The 16641-nt window shown below is 68.7% G+C and carries 18 protein-coding genes; 8 read left to right on the forward strand and 10 right to left on the reverse strand.

The features are described 5' to 3' along the window. Positions 1 to 418: 418 nt before the first annotated feature. Both sthA and EBN03_RS09645 read left to right on the forward strand, forming a co-directional pair. Entirely contained in the window at positions 419 to 1819 is a 1401-nt protein-coding gene (gene sthA / locus EBN03_RS09640) for a Si-specific NAD(P)(+) transhydrogenase (protein ID WP_122187876.1), read from the forward strand. A gap of 204 nt (positions 1820 to 2023) precedes the next feature. Continuing rightward, positions 2024 to 2872, forward strand: coding sequence for a class I SAM-dependent methyltransferase (locus EBN03_RS09645; RefSeq protein ID WP_122187603.1), 849 nt, complete (start codon positions 2024 to 2026; stop codon positions 2870 to 2872). A gap of 155 nt (positions 2873 to 3027) precedes the next feature. On the opposite strand, the gene EBN03_RS09650 is transcribed toward EBN03_RS09645, so the two are convergent. The 3 genes from EBN03_RS09650 to EBN03_RS09660 all read right to left on the reverse strand — a co-directional run bounded on the left by EBN03_RS09650 (position 3028) and on the right by EBN03_RS09660 (position 5544). Continuing rightward, entirely contained in the window at positions 3028 to 3732 is a 705-nt protein-coding gene (locus EBN03_RS09650; RefSeq protein ID WP_147471502.1) for a hypothetical protein, read from the reverse strand. A 257-nt stretch (positions 3733 to 3989) separates the two neighbouring features. Next, the gene (locus EBN03_RS09655) at positions 3990 to 4853 is read right to left on the reverse strand and encodes a metal-dependent hydrolase (protein WP_233608276.1); all 864 of its coding nucleotides are present in this window, start codon (positions 4851 to 4853) and stop codon (positions 3990 to 3992) included. 34 nt (positions 4854 to 4887) lie between these two features. Continuing rightward, positions 4888 to 5544, reverse strand: coding sequence for a TetR/AcrR family transcriptional regulator (locus tag EBN03_RS09660; RefSeq protein WP_122187605.1), 657 nt, complete (start codon positions 5542 to 5544; stop codon positions 4888 to 4890). 95 nt (positions 5545 to 5639) lie between these two features. Here EBN03_RS09660 and EBN03_RS09665 point away from each other — a divergent pair, with 95 nt between their 5' ends. Together EBN03_RS09665 and EBN03_RS09670 are read left to right on the forward strand one after the other, a co-directional pair. After that, positions 5640 to 6578: a MerR family transcriptional regulator gene (locus EBN03_RS09665; protein ID WP_122187606.1), complete on the forward strand. Its 939-nt coding sequence runs from the start codon at positions 5640 to 5642 to the stop codon at positions 6576 to 6578. Positions 6579 to 6590: 12 nt separating this feature from the next. Then, positions 6591 to 7145: an HAD domain-containing protein gene (locus EBN03_RS09670; protein ID WP_122187607.1), complete on the forward strand. Its 555-nt coding sequence runs from the start codon at positions 6591 to 6593 to the stop codon at positions 7143 to 7145. Here the strand turns inward: EBN03_RS09670 and EBN03_RS09675 are convergent. Together EBN03_RS09675 and EBN03_RS09680 are read right to left on the reverse strand one after the other, a co-directional pair. Beyond that, positions 7084 to 7488: an SgcJ/EcaC family oxidoreductase gene (locus tag EBN03_RS09675; protein ID WP_122187608.1), complete on the reverse strand. Its 405-nt coding sequence runs from the start codon at positions 7486 to 7488 to the stop codon at positions 7084 to 7086. The two genes, EBN03_RS09670 and EBN03_RS09675, sit on opposite strands and share 62 nt — an antisense overlap. Before the next feature lie 94 nt (positions 7489 to 7582). Continuing rightward, a complete protein-coding gene (locus tag EBN03_RS09680; protein ID WP_147471503.1) occupies positions 7583 to 8467 on the reverse strand; it encodes a hypothetical protein in 885 nt (294 codons plus the stop codon). Positions 8468 to 8602: 135 nt separating this feature from the next. Between EBN03_RS09680 and EBN03_RS09685 the strand changes: the two genes are divergently transcribed. After that, complete coding sequence (locus EBN03_RS09685; protein WP_122187610.1) at positions 8603 to 9190, forward strand: helix-turn-helix domain-containing protein; 588 nt, start codon at positions 8603 to 8605, stop codon at positions 9188 to 9190. On the opposite strand, the gene EBN03_RS09690 is transcribed toward EBN03_RS09685, so the two are convergent. Continuing rightward, positions 9183 to 9896: a FadR/GntR family transcriptional regulator gene (locus EBN03_RS09690; protein ID WP_158675577.1), complete on the reverse strand. Its 714-nt coding sequence runs from the start codon at positions 9894 to 9896 to the stop codon at positions 9183 to 9185. The two genes, EBN03_RS09685 and EBN03_RS09690, sit on opposite strands and share 8 nt — an antisense overlap. A gap of 122 nt (positions 9897 to 10018) precedes the next feature. Here EBN03_RS09690 and EBN03_RS09695 point away from each other — a divergent pair, with 122 nt between their 5' ends. Then, complete coding sequence (locus tag EBN03_RS09695; protein ID WP_158675578.1) at positions 10019 to 10639, forward strand: TetR/AcrR family transcriptional regulator; 621 nt, start codon at positions 10019 to 10021, stop codon at positions 10637 to 10639. Positions 10640 to 10642: 3 nt separating this feature from the next. Here EBN03_RS09695 and EBN03_RS09700 read toward each other — a convergent pair whose 3' ends face one another. The 4 genes from EBN03_RS09700 to chrA form a co-directional block, all read right to left on the reverse strand. After that, the gene (locus EBN03_RS09700; protein ID WP_122187613.1) at positions 10643 to 11188 is read right to left on the reverse strand and encodes a DUF4334 domain-containing protein; all 546 of its coding nucleotides are present in this window, start codon (positions 11186 to 11188) and stop codon (positions 10643 to 10645) included. Positions 11189 to 11262: 74 nt separating this feature from the next. Next, entirely contained in the window at positions 11263 to 11784 is a 522-nt protein-coding gene (locus EBN03_RS09705; RefSeq protein ID WP_122187614.1) for a DUF1990 family protein, read from the reverse strand. A gap of 2 nt (positions 11785 to 11786) precedes the next feature. Beyond that, complete coding sequence (locus tag EBN03_RS09710; RefSeq protein WP_122187615.1) at positions 11787 to 12260, reverse strand: flavodoxin family protein; 474 nt, start codon at positions 12258 to 12260, stop codon at positions 11787 to 11789. Positions 12261 to 12350: 90 nt separating this feature from the next. After that, positions 12351 to 13532 (reverse strand): chromate efflux transporter, encoded by a 1182-nt coding sequence (gene chrA, locus EBN03_RS09715; RefSeq protein WP_233608277.1) that lies wholly within the window; start codon positions 13530 to 13532, stop codon positions 12351 to 12353. A 237-nt stretch (positions 13533 to 13769) separates the two neighbouring features. On the opposite strand from chrA, the gene EBN03_RS09720 reads away from it, so the two are divergent. Both EBN03_RS09720 and EBN03_RS09725 read left to right on the forward strand, forming a co-directional pair. Beyond that, complete coding sequence (locus EBN03_RS09720; RefSeq protein ID WP_122187616.1) at positions 13770 to 15245, forward strand: cellulase family glycosylhydrolase; 1476 nt, start codon at positions 13770 to 13772, stop codon at positions 15243 to 15245. 64 nt (positions 15246 to 15309) lie between these two features. Next, the gene (locus EBN03_RS09725) at positions 15310 to 16593 is read left to right on the forward strand and encodes a glycosyltransferase 87 family protein (RefSeq protein WP_233608278.1); all 1284 of its coding nucleotides are present in this window, start codon (positions 15310 to 15312) and stop codon (positions 16591 to 16593) included. The last annotated feature ends 48 nt before the right edge of the window (positions 16594 to 16641 follow it).

Raw genomic sequence — 16641 nt, forward strand, 5'->3', positions numbered from 1 at the left:
TTATGACGCCACTGTCTAAGTCGAATACCGAGACGCTCAGGACTTTCCTGTAAAGCGCGCCCGTCCAGCAGATGTCGTCATCATTGACAAACCAGAAGGTACCTGATCAGCACAGGGCGTGCAACCAATGCGCGTGACACCGTAAGAAGACTATTCCCGAACTGGGAAAACAGTTCTCGTGGCGCACATTCGAGGGACCCGACGTGCGGAATTCGGCCTGTGGCATCGATTTGAATGGAACGATTCGAAAGGCTCGACAGCGACCAGACCAGTCGGTCGCAAGTTACCCGATACACTACCGCCGCCCGGCCCTACCCCGTACTCCCACCGCGGGGAAGTCGCGGCCGGCCCGGTGCGGACCGGCCTTCGGTCAGCAAATGTGTACCTGGACTTCACATATCACTGTCAGACTGGCGGCATGTACGACTGTGACGTGCTGGTGCTCGGTTCCGGACCCGGCGGCCAGAAGGCGGCGATCGCCACCGCGAAGCTGGGAAAACGGGCCGCGGTGGTGGAGCGGCGGGACATGATCGGCGGGGTGTGCATCAACACCGGCACGATCCCGTCCAAGACGCTGCGCGAGGCGGTGCTGTACCTCACCGGCCTGAGCCAGCGTGAGATGTACGGCCAGAGCTACCGGGTCAAGGAGGACATCACCGTCACCGACCTGCTGTCGCGGGCCCGCCACGTCATCGGCCGCGAGGTCGATGTGATCCGGAATCAGTTGTCCCGCAACCACGTATCGATCCTGCCCGGACTGGGCTCGTTCGTGGACGAGCACACCGTGGAGGTGCTCGACGGCACCGGACAGGGCACTCGGGTGACGGCGGAGAAGATCGTCATCGCCACCGGCACCCAACCGGCCCGCCCCGAGAGTGTGGACTTCGACGGCACGACCGTCATCGACTCGGACGGCATCCTGGAACTGGAGCGGGTCCCGCAGTCCATGCTCATCGTCGGCGCGGGCGTGATCGGCATCGAGTACGCGTCGATGTTCGCCGCGCTGGGCTGCAAGGTCACGGTCGTCGAATCGCGGGAGCGCATGCTCGAGTTCTGCGATATCGAAGTGGTCGAGGCGCTCAAATATCATCTGCGGGATCTCGCGGTGACCTTCCGGTTCCGGGAGACGGTCGCGGCGGTCGAGCGGCATCCACGCGGCGCGATCGCGATCATGGCGAGCGGCAAGCGGATTCCCGCCGAGGTGGTCATGTACTCGGCCGGCCGCCAGGGCATGACGGCGAGCCTGCGCCTGGACCGCGCGGGCCTGACGGCCGACAAACGCGGCCGGGTCACCGTCGACGAGTTCTTCCGCACCGAGGTGCCGCACATCTACGCGGTCGGCGACGTGATCGGTTTCCCGGCGCTGGCCGCGACCTCGATGGAACAGGGCCGGCTCGCCGCGCACCACGCGTGCGGTGAACCGGTGCAGGAGTTGTCGACGCTGCAGCCGATCGGCATCTACACGATCCCGGAGATCAGTTTCATCGGCCGCACCGAGGACGAGCTCACCGAGGCGAAGGTCCCCTTCGAGGTCGGGGTGTCCCGCTACCGCGAACTGGCCCGCGGCCAGATCATCGGCGACTCCTACGGCGTCCTGAAACTCCTGGTCTGCTGCGAGACCCGTGCCCTGCTCGGCGTGCACGTGTTCGGCACGGGCGCAACCGAACTCATCCATATCGGCCAGGCCGTCATGGGGTGCGGCGGCACCGTCGACTACCTGGTCGACGCCGTCTTCAACTACCCGACCCTGGCCGAGTGCTACAAGGTCGCTGCCCTGGACGCCATGAACAAGATCCGTCAGCTCGAGCACATGGACTGACCCTTCGTACCGGGAGATCAGCGTGGCTCACCGCCGCTCGAGGGCGGTCGTCTCAATCGAGCCGACGTGCCGATTTCGACTGGGTGAGCCGTGAGCCGGAACTCGGTTCGGGGCGACCAGCCGGGCATCATTTCGGCGCCCGAGGGTTGCCGGTGTGGCCGAGTTCACCGCGCTCGCGCTCTGTTCATGAGTAGGTTCGATCCCATGGACAGCGAAGGACCCAGCCGGACAGCGCTCGTCACCGCTTACGCCCGTGCCTATCATCAGGTCGCCGACCGGCCGTTGATCTTCACCGACCCGCTGGCGGCCCGCGCGCTCGGGGTCACTGCGGACGGGCTCACCGAATCACTCGGTCGCGCAACCGAACCCGGCACCGCCCTCGATCGTCCGCGCCGCCTGTTCTTCGCCGCCCGTTCCCGCTTCGCCGAGGACCGCGTCGCCGTGACCGGCGCCCGCCAGGTCGTGATCCTGGGCGCGGGCCTGGACACCTTCGCCTACCGCAACCCGAATCCGGACCTGCGCGTGTTCGAGGTCGACCACCCCGACACCCAGGACTGGAAGCGCCGCCTCGTCACCGCCGCCGGCCTCGACCACCCGGCCGGCCTGACCTTCGTCCCGGTCGACTTCGAAACCGACACGCTGGCAACCCGATTGGCGGCCGCCGGGTTCAGCCGCACCGAGCCGGCGGTCTTCGTCTGGCTCGGCGTCGTGTTCTACCTCACCCCCGACGCCGCGCACAGCACCCTGGAATACATCGCCGGCCAGGACGCTCCGGTCGAAGTCGTCTTCGACTACCTCCAGCCCGCGGACACCGACGAGGATCGCGCGTACCTCGAGGCCCGTGCGAGACGATTGGCCGCCATCGGCGAACCCTTCGTCAACTACTTCACCCCCGCCGACATCGCCGCACAGCTCCGAGTACTCGGCTTCACCGATATCGAGGACCACCCGGCCCCGGACCTCATCACCGGATATCTCGATGATTCAACGGAATTCGACGAAGACTCGGCCCGGACGTTGCGCGCGAGCCGCATGATCCGGGCGGGCCGCTGACGAACTCCGCACACGCACGCGCACTCTGACCACCGACTTGGCCACCCACACCCGGGATCTCGCGCGCTCGATCGGCGCCGCCGAGGCCCTCGCCGACGCCATGTCCGGATCCGGCCATGCGTCGCGAACCCGCAGCAGCCGGTAGCCGGTCTGGGTCACTCGCACTCGGGAAGTCGTGGTTGCGTGCCAGGTGAAAACCGTTCGCTGTCGGGAGCGTCGACCGGCTCCCGGCGAGTGAAGACCAATCGGCCTCTGGCTTCCAGCCACGCGTCCTCGGGCGAAAGCGGTTCGCTGCCGGGAGGATAGATCGGCTCCGGGCGAGTTCCGGACAAGTAGTCGCGGAAGGCTCGCAGGTACTCTTCCAGGTCCCGTTGATCGGCGAACCTGGTTTCGGTCGGGTCGAACCACTCGTCCGGTGTCGGGTGCCACGCGATCATGAAGTCGAGCGCTTCGCGCACCATATCCCCATACGTTGGATCCGCGGCGCAGAAGTCGCGTAACGCCGGGGCGCTCAGCCGGATTCCGCGGCCGTACACGCTGCGGTGCATGTCCACCAGCGGCCACCGCAGGCCATCGATACGCGGGATTTCGTCCCACCATGTGGCCTTCGTGCACATGTTCTCACCAGCGCGCCGCGGGGATGATTGCGTGACAGGTGTCGGGTAGTCGCGGGGCGCGCCTCTTCGATCGATACTGCGGGTCGGTCCGGTCCCGAGGTTCACCGGTGGATACCACACACCGCGCCACACCGGGACGCCGAGATAGCGACGACCTCCCGAGAGTGGCTCGGCCAGTGAGATGTCGGCGGTGATTCGGTGCACGGGAGGCAGCACCCGGTCGGGGAACAGATCCACCACCATCGACAAGCAGTCCCGCACATCGAAGCCGGACACACCGACGCCCTGCCGGAACCGGGCGTCCGAGCATTCCTGCGGGTCGAACTCGATCCAGAACCGCCGCACCCTGGTCATCCGCGATTCCTCCTACCAGCACCGATGGCGAACGCCAGCCCCGATGGTCCCAGAGCTGATCGGCATCCACCACTGGATAATCGGCTGTGACAGCGCACCGATCGGCGTCATCGGCACGCCGAGCACCGACCGGGCCGACCCGCGGCTTACGTCAGGTGGTCGACGAGTGTCCCCCGCGCACCGAACAATTCGGTGGTCCAGTACTCCAGCAGGGCGGTGTTGTCGATGTCGTCGGGATGGAACCCGCGCCGATTGTAGGAACCGACCCGCCGCAGGACCTTCGGGGACAGGAACGGCGAGTGCCGCAGCGCGGCGAGACTGCGGCCCAACCGGATCGGGTTGTAGGCCGCCCGGTCGCCGAGCAGTGAGACGAACGTGTGAATGACGAGGCTGGAAGTGAACAGCACCATGATCGCGCGCATCGCGGCGATCCGCCGGCGCTCGCTGCCGCCCACCGCGCGGTAGACGTCGAACGCCACCGACCGGTGCTCGGACTCCTCGATCGCATGCCAGAGCAGCATCGATCGCACCTCGGTGGTGCCCAGCAGCGCCTGCGCTCGTTCGTCGCCGAGCAGCGTTTCGGCGAAGATCGCGGTGAAGTGCTCGAGTGCGGCGGTGAACGCCAGGCAGGTCAGCGGCGAGAGCCGGCGCTCGTACAGTCCCACCACGCGGCGGCACGAACGTTCACCGAAGCCGGTCGGATAACCCATCTGCCGCAGGCGGTCGTTCAGGGCCCGGTGTTCGCGCCCGTGGGTGACCTCCTGGCCGATGAATCCCTTCACCCGGGAACGCAATTCGGGATCGGTGAGCTGATCGGCGTAGCGGCGGACCGAACGGATGAAGAAGTCTTCGCCCTCGGGGAAGGTGGACGAGAGGTGCGCCACGATGTGGCTCATCACCAGGTCGCCGTCGACGTAGTGGCGGTCCAGCGAGCCGGTGGGATACGAGAACCGAATGCGCCGCACCGGGATTCGCGGTCGAGGGGCGGGGTCGTTGTCGAGTGCGCTCACGAGATTCCTTCTGGCGTAGGTCGTTTCGGCAGGGTCACTCGGCCCGCGATACGGTCGCGGAACCGAGTACAGCGCGGCACATCACCTTGAAGGCGTCGAGGACCGCGCGCGGTGGGTGCGGCTCGTAGCCGCTGAGGGTCTGCGAGGTGGCCAACCCGGTGAGCAGGGTCAGCACGATGTCGAGGCCGATTCCGTCGGCGAACGCGGGGTCGGCGTCGGCGCGTGCCGGAAACAGTTCGGCGTAGATCTGTCGGCAGGCGGCCATGAACTGGCGGTCGATCGCTACGACCGCGGTCGCGAGGTCGGGATCGGTGCGGGCCGCCGTCCACAGTTCGTACCAGGCGGTGAAGGTGGGGCGGCAGTACAGCGACCACAGCAGGTCGACGGCGGCGTCGAGTTTGTCGGCGGCCGGATCCAGGCCGGCCATCAGGTCCTGGAATTCCTCGATGCGGCGGTCGAAGGACCGGGTCACGGCGGCGGTGAGCAGATCGGCCTTGGTCGGGAAATGGTGCAGCAGGGCGCCCAGCGACACCCCGGCCCGGTGCGCGACCTCGGTCGTCGTGGTCGCCTTGTAGCCGACCTCCACCAGTGCGTCGAAGGTGGCGTCGAGTAGGGCCCGCCGCGTCTCCGCGGTGCGCTCGGCCTGCGTTCGCCGGACCCGGTTGCCGGCCGGGGAGTCCGTTACTGCCATGCGTCCCAGCATGATTCAGAAACCATAAACCGTCAAGGTTTATTGTAAGTTTCGGGCTTGCTCCTCCACCGAGGGGAGACCGCAGACTCGGACCCATGGACGACGACACGCACTTCACGATCGGGGAACTGGCCGAGCGGACCGGCATGCCGGTCAAGACGATCCGGTTCTACGCCGATCGCGGGATCGTCCCGCCGACCACCTACACACCCGCCGGCCACCGCCGCTACGACGTGGACGCGCTCGCCCGGCTCGAACTCGTCCGCACCCTGCGCGCGCTGGACATCGGCCTGCCCACCGTCCGCCGCTTGCTGGCCCACGAGACCTCACTGACCGAGGTCGCGACCGCCCACGCCGCCGCACTGGACGTCCAGATCCGCGACCTCCGGCTGCGTCGCGCGGTGCTGCGGGCCGTGGCCCGGCGGCAATCCGATCCGAAGGAGATGTACCTCATGCACGAACTCGTCAACCTGACCCAGGCCGAACGCCACCGCTTCATCCACGATTTCGTCGACGCCACGTTCGGTGGTGTCGACGCCAACCCGGCCGTGGTGGAACTGCTCCGCACGAGCATGCCCGACCTGCCCGACGACCCGGCCCCGGCTCAGGTCGAAGCCTGGATGGAACTCGTGGAACTGGTGCAGGACAACGAATTCCGCGATGCGGTCCGTCGCATGGCCGCGTACCAGGAGCAGCAGCGCGCCGACGGCGACACCACCGGACTGCACCACGAGCTGACCGAGGCCGTCCGGTCCGAGGTCGGCCGAGCGCTGGCCGCAGGCATCGATCCCACGTCGGCGGCAGCGGCCACCGTCGTCGACTCCCTGACCGCCCGCTACAGCACCACTTTCGGCCGCCCCGACGACACCGCCCTCCGGCACTGGATCCTGAACCGTCTGACCGTCGCCGACGACGCTCGCGTGACGCGCTACTGGCAACTGGTCGCCACCGTCAACGACTGGCCGCCGATGCCCGACCTGACGCCGGTCTTCACCTGGTTCACACAGGCAGTGCGGGCCCACACCACGATATAACCTGCGACAGCAATGGATACGCCACAGCCTCCACTGCTGTTCCTCGATGTCGACGGCCCGCTGATCCCGTTCGGAACCGCCGGGCCGGAGGAGCACCCAGCTCCCCCGGTCCGGCATTCGTCGAATCCGCTCCTTTTCCGCCTCGATCCCGAACTCGGGCACCTACTGTCGGCGTTGCGCTGCGAGCTGGTGTGGGCCACCACCTGGATGGACGAGGCCAATCAGGTGGTGAGCCCGGCCCTCGGCCTGCCCGCCCTGCCGGTCGTGCCCTGGCCCGAGCGGTCCGACCGGCACATCGACGAATGGTTCGGCCTGCACTGGAAGACCCGCACCCTGATCGCCGAGGCCGCGGGCCGGACCTTCGTCTGGATCGACGACGAGATCGGTGCCCGCGACCGGGAGTGGGTGGCCGACCACTACGCCGGGCACGCACTGCTGTATCGCGTCGACCCACGAATCGGATTGCGGCACAGCGACGTCGACGCTATTGCCCAGTGGCTCGAGCTCAGTTCGAGACCACCGGGCTGTTGTGGTAGGCCGCTACCGACCAGCGGTCGTCCTGCTTGACCAGTACCCAGGTCGCGTTCACATAGCGGTCCGCGGGCAGCTCGGTCTCGCCGGCGAACAGGATGCCGGCGCGGCTGACCACGACCGCGTGGTCGGGGCCGAGGAAGCGGATGTCCTGGATCTCGTCGGTGACGGTCGATTTCGCGAAGACGCCGCCGAAGTTGGCGGCCATACCGTCGCGGACCTCGTCCCGGTTCCGGCGGTAGATGCCGGGCGTGATCACGGTGGCCTCCGCGTCGTAGTCGGCGACGAAGCGCTCCGCGTCACCGGCCGCCCACGCCTCGTACTGGTCGGCCAAGATCTGCCGGATGGCCTGGGTGTCGTCGATACGGGTGCTGGTCATGACATCTCCTGGGTTCGGTCGGCGCGGCCGTCGTTTCGGACCGCTCAGCTGTCCGACGCGCGACGGTCCACCGAATCGACAACCACGACCCGACTCAGCCGAGCGAGTTCAGATACACGGTGATCCAGTTGCCGAATTCGACGGCCAGATGCCACTGGTGCTCGCTGATATTGCGGGCGGGTACGGCGGCGGGGAACGCGACACCGAGCTTCGCGCGGAACCCGCCACCGGGTTCGGCGCGGAGCTGATGGCGCACACCGCCGATCAGCTCACCGCCGGCCAGCCACGCCGTGCCGGCAATCGCCAGCGGATAGTCCGGGTCGGCCGGTACGGGCACCCGGTCCCGGTCGGTGTAGTCGACGAAGAAGCGGCTGACCAGCACCGCGCCGCCGGTCACCTCGTAGACCTCCTGGCGGCCGTCGGCGCCGGTTTCGATGAGATAGTGGTCCGGGCAGGCGCCGGTCCACACCGGCCGATCGTCGGCCTCCCGTTCCCGGGTGAACCAGTCGGCGAAGCCTTCGGAACTGCCACGGCCGCTGACGATCTCGGCCGCCGATACGGCCCAGCGGTTCCCGGATGCGGCGAGGGCGGCGCGCGTCACGGCATCGGAGGTCGCTACCTCGGCGGCAAGCATCCGGCGCAGTCCGTCGGCGCCGATCGAGGCCCGCGCCTGAGCCAAAGCCGTTCGGGCGGAGTCGATGTCGTCGGCGGCAAGCGCGGCAGGGCTGATCGGCGCGCTCAGTTCGTCCCCGGCCAGATCGAGATAGTGGGCCGACAGCCTCGCGGCAGCCGAATCGGCCCGCCGCCGTTCCCATTCCGCGAGCCGCTCCGGTTCGATCGACGCGCCGTCGATGAACGTGGTTCGGCCCGAATCGGTTCCGTTCGCGAGGGGTGGCTGCGCCGCGGCCGACGCGCCGAAGGTGGTGGCACCCACCGCGACACCTGCCGCAGCGGCAACGAATTGTCTCCTGGTCAGCATCGACCGTTCCTTTCCCAGATGTTCAGTATGATTGAACACCTGGGACGTGATGTCAATCTCTACTGAACACCGGTGCTATCGCGCGGCGTACGCCGTATCGTTCAGCCGGATCGAACCGAGGGACAGGAACCCGCGATGGAAGACAGGATCGGACCGGCACTGCGGCAAGCCCGTCTGGAACGCCGGCTGAGCCTGCGCGGACTCGCGGCGGCGGTGTCGATCTCGGCGAGCCAGCTCTCCCAGATCGAGACCGGCCGATCACAGCCGTCGGTGAGCACGCTGTACGCCCTGGTCACACACCTCGACGTCTCCCTGGACGAACTGCTCGGCCTGACCCCCGGACGATCCGCGGGCGAGCGGACGGCCGCCACGCCCGGCGTGGTGCAGCGGGCAGACGACAACCCGATCCTGGACATGGCCGGCGGGGTGCGCTGGGAGCGGCTGGCCGTCGACCCGCACACCGATACCGACGCCCTGCTGGTCACCTACGAGCCGGGTGCCGCCAGCTTGAGCGATCGAACCCTGATGCGCCACCGAGGTATCGAGTACGCGTATCTGCTCGCGGGCGAACTGACGCTGCTGCTCGACTTCGACCGGCAGACGATCACCGCCGGCGACTCGCTGTGTTTCGACTCCACCCGCCCGCACCTGTACCTCAACGAGGGCACCGAGCCCGCCCGCGGAGTGTGGTTCGTGACCGGCCGCGACGAGCCGCTCAGTTGACGAACGGGCGCAGTTTCCGCACTGTCCCGCTCAGCATCTCGTACGCCATGCGGTGGGCGTCGTCGCCGCGCCGGTCCGCCATCGCGGCGGCCAGTTCGCGGTGCGCGGCCGGCTGCAGATACTCCTCGTACATGGCGATTTCGATGATCCGATCGCGGCCGACCGCGGCGAAGGTGCGCAACAGCGAATTCAGCAGCAGGCGGTAGCCGACATTGCCGCAGCAGTCGAGGACCCGCAGCCAGAAGGCCGAGTCGACGGCCGAGGCGTGGTCGACGTCGAACGGCACTTCCGGGTATCGCTGTGCGGCGGAGACGATCTCGGCCAGTTCGGCATCGGAGGCGTGCTCGGCGCACAGGCGGGCCGCGTCGGCGGCGACCGCGCGGCGCATGACGAACACGTCGGTCAGCAGGCGCCGGGGCGGCCTGGCGCCCGAGGCCGCGACCTCGGCCAGCAGTTCTATCCCGACCACGTTCCGCCACTCGACGACCGCGATGCTGCCGTCCGCGGCGAACGACGCCAACCCGATCTCGAGCAGGCGGTCGATCGCGTCCTGCATCAGTTCCGGGTCGACCTGGAAGGTGGCCGCCATATCGACGGCCGAGGGCAGCGGAGTGCCGGGGGACAGCTGTCCGGCGAGGATCGCGGAGACCACCCGGCTGAACACCGCGTCCGAGACCGCGCGCCGGACCTCCGCTTCGAATTCCACTCTCCCGATCGTATGAGCCCGCCGGGCGGCACGCCCGGTCAGGGTGACCTCCATCACCGCGCTGACCGGGTTCTGTGGCCGACTCCACAGGTCTGGCAAACCGGTCTGTCAAAATGGGCGGTATGGAGAGCAGCCGCCGCTACGCGGGCGTCGCCGCCGCCGACCGGCGCACCGAGCGCCGGCAACGGCTGATCGACGCGGGATTCGACCTGGTCGCCGAGCAGGGCCTGGCCGGGATGACGGTCACCCAGGTGTGCGCGACCGCGGGCCTCACCGAACGTTACTTCTACGAGAGCTTCCGGCGCCTCGACGACCTGCGCGCCGCCATGTACGACGCCCTGATCACCGAACTCCGCGGCACCGGCCTGGAAGCGATCGACCGGGCCGAACCCGATCTCTACGCCAAGTGCCGGGCCGCCACCGACGCGCTGTGTCACACGCTCACCACCGCAACCGGGCGCGCCCGGCTGTATTTCGAGGCCAACGGCTCCCCCGCGCTGCTGGAACGCCGGGACGAGTCGATCATCGAATTCGCGGGCCTGCTGGCCGAGCAGATGATCCGCTACGGCGATGTCGCCGAAGGGCACCCGCGGCTGCGCCTGCAGACGGTCATGATCGTCGGCGGGGTGGCCGAGGCCGTGCGGCAGTGGCTGGCCGGTGGTCTCGCCGTGGAACCGGCCGAGCTGATCGATACGACCGCGGCGCTGTGTGTGCAGATCGCCGGCTCGTTGCGGATCGCCTGACCGTCAGGCCGCGGTGTCGCGGACCAGGACGAAGAAGTACGGCTGCTCGACACCACGCTGATCCATCGCCCCGAGCAGTGTGTTCTCGTCGACCCGCCGGAACGTGTCGATGATCGGCAGGTGGTCGTACACCATCGCCGCGCTGACCACGCCCCGGTACTCCAGATCGCGAAGCCGCGCACGGTGTTTGGTGGTCTCGACCGCGCTGTCGACGAGGACGGCGGTAGCCCGCCGCGCCTTCTCGACGAACTGCGGACTCACTTTTCCCACCAGCCCCAGCGGCAGCCGCCGCGGGTCGGCCGCCCAGATCCGGCCGTTCCCCGACTTGAACAGCATCGGGTGCACCGAGTCGACATCGTCGAACCGCTTGCCGTACCACCCCGAGGCCGCGAGCACCCCGTCCATCGGATGCCCGGTTGCCAGCTCCCGCCCGACCCAGCCGCCGAGCACATCCGCCGACCGCACCGCGGGCAATTGATCGAACAGCTTCAGCGCGTCCTCGGTCGTCGTGGCCGGCTCGAGCGCCGCCAACTGCACCAGGTGATCCATCCGCGTTCCTCGCCATTCTGACAGAGCGTCCTGTCAACACTGACGCTATATCTGACAAAACCCTCTGTCAACGCTCAGTGCACCAGAACCCGCAGATAGCGGCGACGGTAGATCAGCTGCGCGAGCAGCAACGCCGGGAACGCGAGGCGCCACCGTCCCGTCCGCGCCGGCCGGGTGAGCGAGCGGATCGTGAGCCGCACCGTGCCGTGCTCGTCGCGATGAACCACGAACGCCTCCTCGCCGGAGACCGGATGGCCCGGCAGTGTGCCGTAGGCGAATCCGCGCCGCCGGCCGGATTCCACGACCGTCACGACCCGGACCGGCTCGACGATCGTGACCGGCCCCCACCCGGCGCGGATGTGGTATTCGGCGCCCGCCGTGACCACGTCCCCGGCGCCGTCCACCGCCGCCACGCGAAAACCGCTGCGCTGCTTGATGCCCCAGTACAGCACCGCCTCGGTGGCGGCCTCCCACACGGCCGCGCCCTTTCCGATCACTACCGTTCGCTCGAACCGCCGCATCCGCGGTGGCGTGGGCGCCCAGTGCGGTTCCGCGGGCTGTGTCGCACCGACGGTCTCGTAGGTATAGGGCGTCATCGTCAAGAGGTGGCCGGCCGGGTACGGAGGGTGGTGGCGAAGGTGCGGGCGGCGTCGAGGTCGGTGGCGTCGGGGCGGCCCTTGCGGATGCCGCCGGCGATCGCGAAGGGGGCGAAGGTGTCGAAGGCGCGGCAGGAGAAGGTGCCGATCACCCGGAAACCCTTCTCCTCCACCAGTTTCACCAGCGGGCGGGAGAACCTGGTCAGCCCGGAATCGGGGAAACCGCTGGTGGCGAAGACGAAGGCTGCCCCGGCCTGGCCGGACGGTAAGGATCGGACGAACTCCCGCAGCTCCTGATGGAAGTGGCCGGTGAAGATTCCCGAGCCGAAACCGACCAGGTCGTAGCCGGTCAGATCCGACGCCTGGATGTCGGCGGGGTCGACGACCCGCGCCCCGAGTACCTCGCCGATGACAGCGGCGACTTTCCTAGTATTGCCGTGCGACACCGACTTGCACACGATGATGGCCTTGGGCATGTCCGTCCCCCTCAGAGATCGCGCATTCGCAGTGGTGACAGTACAACCGGAGCCGGTCGCGCGCCCGCCGCCCGACCACGTCGGGCCCGGTCAGCCGACCGGCAGGCCGACGGCCGCGGCCGCGACACCGAGGGCCGCGGCGGCGAGCAGTGCGCTGACCACACCGCGGCGCGCCACCAGCAACCACCCGGCCGCCGCTGCCAGCACCACGACCTGCCACACCTGCTGCAGGGCAAGGGCGAGCGGGATCGCCGAACCGAGAATCGCGCCGATGACCGCCGGGCCCGCGCCGGACAGGAACGCCTGGATCCGCGTGTCGGCGCGCAGGCGGTCGAAGTACTTCCCACCGGCGAGCACGAACACGAACGACGGTGTGAAAGCCACAACGGCAGCGAGCAATCCGCCCGCGAGCCCGCCGGCGGCGTAGCCCACCACCGCGACGGTCTGCACCACCGGTCCCGGGGTGATCTGGCCGAGCGCGACCGCGTCGAGGAACTGCCCGCCGGTCATCCAGTGGTGCCGGGCGACCGCGTCGGACTGCATGAGCGGAATGATCACGAACCCGCCGCCGTAGGACAGCGCACCGACTTTCACCGCGACCCATGCCACCGCCGCCGAACCGCCGATCGTCGGCACCGCGAGCACCACCGGTACCGCGGGCACCCCGGGCCGGCGCGGAATCCCGGTCCGGACAACCACTTCCAGTACACCGGCGGCGAGCAGAACCAGCACCAGCCACGGCCCGATCGTCGCCGCCGCCGCGCCGCCGGCCACCGCACAGCCGAGCCACCGCAGCCGCGCCGCCGGCGTCGTGGCCCGCTGCCGGCTGGCCGGCACCAACCCCAGCCCGGCCTGCACGGCGACCGCGGCCACCGCCGCACCCGCACCGGCCGCCGCACCGTGCGCCCAGCGGGGAGCGCCGCCGGCCAGGAAGAACGCGGCCAGCGCCAGGATCAGGACCAGGCCCGGCACGATGAAACACACCCCGCCCAGGATCGCGCCCGCCGTCCCGCGCAGTCGCCACGCGGTGTAGATCGCCAGCTGGGTCGACGCCGGCCCGGGCAGCAGATTGGTGGCCGCGATCGCGTCCTCGAATTCGCTTGCCGTGATCCACTGCCGGTCCCGGACACACAGGCGGCGCAACAGCGCGATGTGGGTGGGTGGACCACCGAACCCGAGGCAGCCGATCCGGCCCCATTCCCGCGCGATCGTGGTCAGCGGAATACCGCCGGTGTGCTCCGACTGCCACTCCGCCGCACCGGCCACGCCCACGACTCCTCATTCCCGCGGCCCGACCAGGGGCCTCGATTCCGGAGCGCAGGGTAACAGCCGAAGACGAACACTGGCACGGCACCGATGTCGGCACTGCCGCATCCGGGCCGAATTATGTTGTGTCACCTACTGGTTCGACAGCGATAGACCGGAATCCGGACGGCTTTACCGAATCGGCGCCTGGGTACAGGCCGAGCCGCCATGATGTTGATCAAGCGTCCAGTTTGGAGTTCGGCCATGACTCGTCTCGCGTTCCTGTCCCTGATCACGTCCGTCGCGCTGGTCTGCGGCGCCGGCGGCGCAACCGCGCAGAGCGGTCTGCCCGACACCGGCAGCGGTAGCAGTAACGGCAGCAGTGCGTCCACACCGTCCTATCCGAAGGACGACGCGGGCCGGTCACTGATCCTGCGGGGCTTCAACACCGCGTCCAGCGCCAAGAGCACTCCCGACGGCATGCCCGTGTTCACCGAAGCCGACCTCGACCGCGAACACGCCGCCATGGGAACGGGTTTCGTGCGCTTCCTCATCTCCTGGCGCTCGGTCGAACCCACACCCGGCCAGTACGACCAGCAGTACCTCGACCGCGTCGAACAGCGTGTCGGCTGGTACGCCGCCCGCGGGTACAAGGTCATGCTCGACATGCACCAGGACGTGTACTCCGGCGCCATCACCACGGCGGGCGTGTCCACGAGCAATATCGGCGGCATCGGCAACGGCGCCCCGGCCTGGGCGACCTACACCGACGGACTGCCCGTCCCGCCCCAGGGGCAATGGGAGCTGTACTACCTCGACCCGGGCGTGATCCGCGCGTTCGACAACTTCTGGAACAACACCGGCAACCACCCCGAACTCGTCGAGCACTACGCGAACGCCTGGCGCGCGGTCGCTCAGCGTTTCGCGCACAACGACGCCGTCGTCGCCTACGACCTGATGAACGAGCCGTTCGGCGGCTCGAAGCAGGGCCGGGCCTTCGAAGCCGGACCGCTCGCCGCCATGTACCAACGGACCACCGCCGCGATCCGGCAGGCCGACCACAAGACCTGGGTGTGCGTGGAACCGCAGTCGGTCGGCGTGAACCAGGGCGCGCCCAGCGCACTCACCAAGATCGACGACCCGCGTCCGGGCGGACCGCGAATCGCCTACTGCCCGCACCTCTACCCGATCACCATGGACCTCGGCGCCGGCTACACCGGCATCGCCCGCGTCATCACCGACGCCTCCGTGGAGACCTGGCGGGCCGGCGTCCAGTACACCGCCGGCGTCCTCGGCGGCGTGCCGATCATCATCGGCGAATTCGGCTTGGACACAACACTGCCCGGCGCCCGCGACTACATCGACCACGTGTACGACACCGCACGGAAGATCGGTGCCGGTGTCTCGTACTGGTCCAGCGACCCCGGAACCTGGGGCCCGTACCTGTCGAACGGGACGCCCACCGTGCTCGTCGACGCCGTGAACAAGCCGTATCCGCGCGCGGTGGCCGGCACGCCGGTCGACTGGTCGTCGACCACCAGCCAACTCCAGCTCACCTACCGCCCGGATCGCACGGTCGGCGCGCCCACCGAGATCTATCTCCCGCGGACCGGATTCCCCGGCGACGTCCACGTCACCGGCGCCCAGGTGGTGAACTGGGATCGCGCGAGCCGCCTGCTGACCGTCCAGAGCCCCGCCGGCTCCGGCACGGTGACACTCACGGTGACGCCCGCCGCGTGAGTGGCCGCCCGCCTTCCCAGGCGAGGTAACACGTCACGGCGGCAACGCCGTAGGGTGAATTGCCGTGTCCAGGCAGGGGTTTCGCGAGTTCGGCCGGTCGAACTCGACGGTGGTGTGGTTGTTCGCCGGTGCGCTCGCGGCATCGGTGCTGGTGTTCGGCACGGTGGACGCGCTCTCCGCCGGTTCCGGTGGCCTGTTGGCCGGTGGGCTCGACGCGCACGTTTATCGCGTCGGCGCGGACCGGGTGCTGCACGGTCAGCCGTTGTACACCGAACCGACCTTCTTCGGCCTGCAATACACCTATACCCCGTTCTCGGCGTTGGCTTTCCTGCCGATCCTCGCGGTGCCGTGGAGTCTGCTGACCTACGTCGCGCTGCTGCTGAACGCCGCGGCCCTGTACGGCTGCGTGCTGGCGAGCGTGCGGATGCTCGGCTACCGCACGACCTCCCGGACGGCGGGAGTCGCCGCGCTGCTTGCGATCACCTGCCTGTTCCTGGAACCGGTACGCACGACGCTGTTCTACGGCCAGGTCAATCTGGTGCTCATGCTGCTGGTCCTGTGGGACGTCTCGCGCCCTGAGACCAGTCGGCTGCGCGGTCTCGGCGTCGGTGTGGCCGCGGGCGTCAAACTGGTCCCGGCCTACTTCGTCGCGCACTACCTGGCCCTGCGCCGATGGCGTGCGGCGGCTTGTGCCGCAACAGCTTTCGTAGGCACGATCGCGCTGGCCTGGATCGTGCTGCCCGCGGATTCCCAGCAGTACTGGTTCTCGACGTTCTTCGACTCCGATCGCATCGCGCTCGACACCGATCCGGCCAACCAGTCGATCCGCGGCGTGCTCGCGCACCTGATGCACGGCGCCGCGCCGCTCTGGTTGTGGGCGGTCCTGGCCGGCGCGGTCGCGCTGTCGAGTCTGTGGCTCACCGCCACACTCGAGCGCCGCGGTGAACGGCTGCTGGCGGTGACCATCGCCGGCCTGACCTCGTGTGCGGTGTCACCGTTCGCCTGGGGACATCACTGGGTCTGGTTCGTGCCGTTCCTGGTGCACCTCGTGCACCAGGCGAGCACCAGCCCGCGGTGGTGGGCCGCGGCAGCCGCACTCGTCGTCTGCACCGGCGCCTGGGCGTATCACTGGGGTGGCGAGTACGTCTCGGTCGGGATCTTCCTGCTGCCCAAACCATGGCACAGCGAACCGGTCCTGGAGAATTCCCACGTACTCGTGTACGTCGCGGTATTGCTCTACGGGGTCGTGCGGAGTCGGCGCATCCCGATGCCTCGTTCCGGTACGGCCGAGGATCCGGCGGCCGCCGAGCCGAGCGGAGTCCGGCAGCTCGCTGCGGCGACCCGCTAGTCCGAGTACCCTTCGGCGCCGGTTCCCGCCTGCCGCAATCCGTTCGAT

This window comes from Nocardia stercoris (assembly GCF_003696265.1).
GTDB classification, from domain to species: Bacteria; Actinomycetota; Actinomycetes; order Mycobacteriales; family Mycobacteriaceae; genus Nocardia; species Nocardia stercoris.

Bases quoted from the DNA above. Each gene is read 5' to 3' on its own strand.
- sthA (WP_122187876.1), top strand. From the start codon at position 419: ATGTACGACTGTGACGTGCTGGTGCTCGGTTCCGGACCCGGCGGCCAG.
- EBN03_RS09645 (WP_122187603.1), top strand. From the start codon at position 2,024: ATGGACAGCGAAGGACCCAGCCGGACAGCGCTCGTCACCGCTTACGCC.
- EBN03_RS09650 (WP_147471502.1), bottom strand. From the start codon at position 3,732: ATGGTGGTGGATCTGTTCCCCGACCGGGTGCTGCCTCCCGTGCACCGA.
- EBN03_RS09660 (WP_122187605.1), bottom strand. From the start codon at position 5,544: ATGGCAGTAACGGACTCCCCGGCCGGCAACCGGGTCCGGCGAACGCAG.
- EBN03_RS09665 (WP_122187606.1), top strand. From the start codon at position 5,640: ATGGACGACGACACGCACTTCACGATCGGGGAACTGGCCGAGCGGACC.
- EBN03_RS09670 (WP_122187607.1), top strand. From the start codon at position 6,591: ATGGATACGCCACAGCCTCCACTGCTGTTCCTCGATGTCGACGGCCCG.
- EBN03_RS09675 (WP_122187608.1), bottom strand. From the start codon at position 7,488: ATGACCAGCACCCGTATCGACGACACCCAGGCCATCCGGCAGATCTTG.
- EBN03_RS09680 (WP_147471503.1), bottom strand. From the start codon at position 8,467: ATGCTGACCAGGAGACAATTCGTTGCCGCTGCGGCAGGTGTCGCGGTG.
- EBN03_RS09685 (WP_122187610.1), top strand. From the start codon at position 8,603: ATGGAAGACAGGATCGGACCGGCACTGCGGCAAGCCCGTCTGGAACGC.
- EBN03_RS09695 (WP_158675578.1), top strand. From the start codon at position 10,019: ATGGAGAGCAGCCGCCGCTACGCGGGCGTCGCCGCCGCCGACCGGCGC.
- EBN03_RS09700 (WP_122187613.1), bottom strand. From the start codon at position 11,188: ATGGATCACCTGGTGCAGTTGGCGGCGCTCGAGCCGGCCACGACGACC.
- EBN03_RS09705 (WP_122187614.1), bottom strand. From the start codon at position 11,784: ATGACGCCCTATACCTACGAGACCGTCGGTGCGACACAGCCCGCGGAA.
- EBN03_RS09710 (WP_122187615.1), bottom strand. From the start codon at position 12,260: ATGCCCAAGGCCATCATCGTGTGCAAGTCGGTGTCGCACGGCAATACT.
- EBN03_RS09720 (WP_122187616.1), top strand. From the start codon at position 13,770: ATGACTCGTCTCGCGTTCCTGTCCCTGATCACGTCCGTCGCGCTGGTC.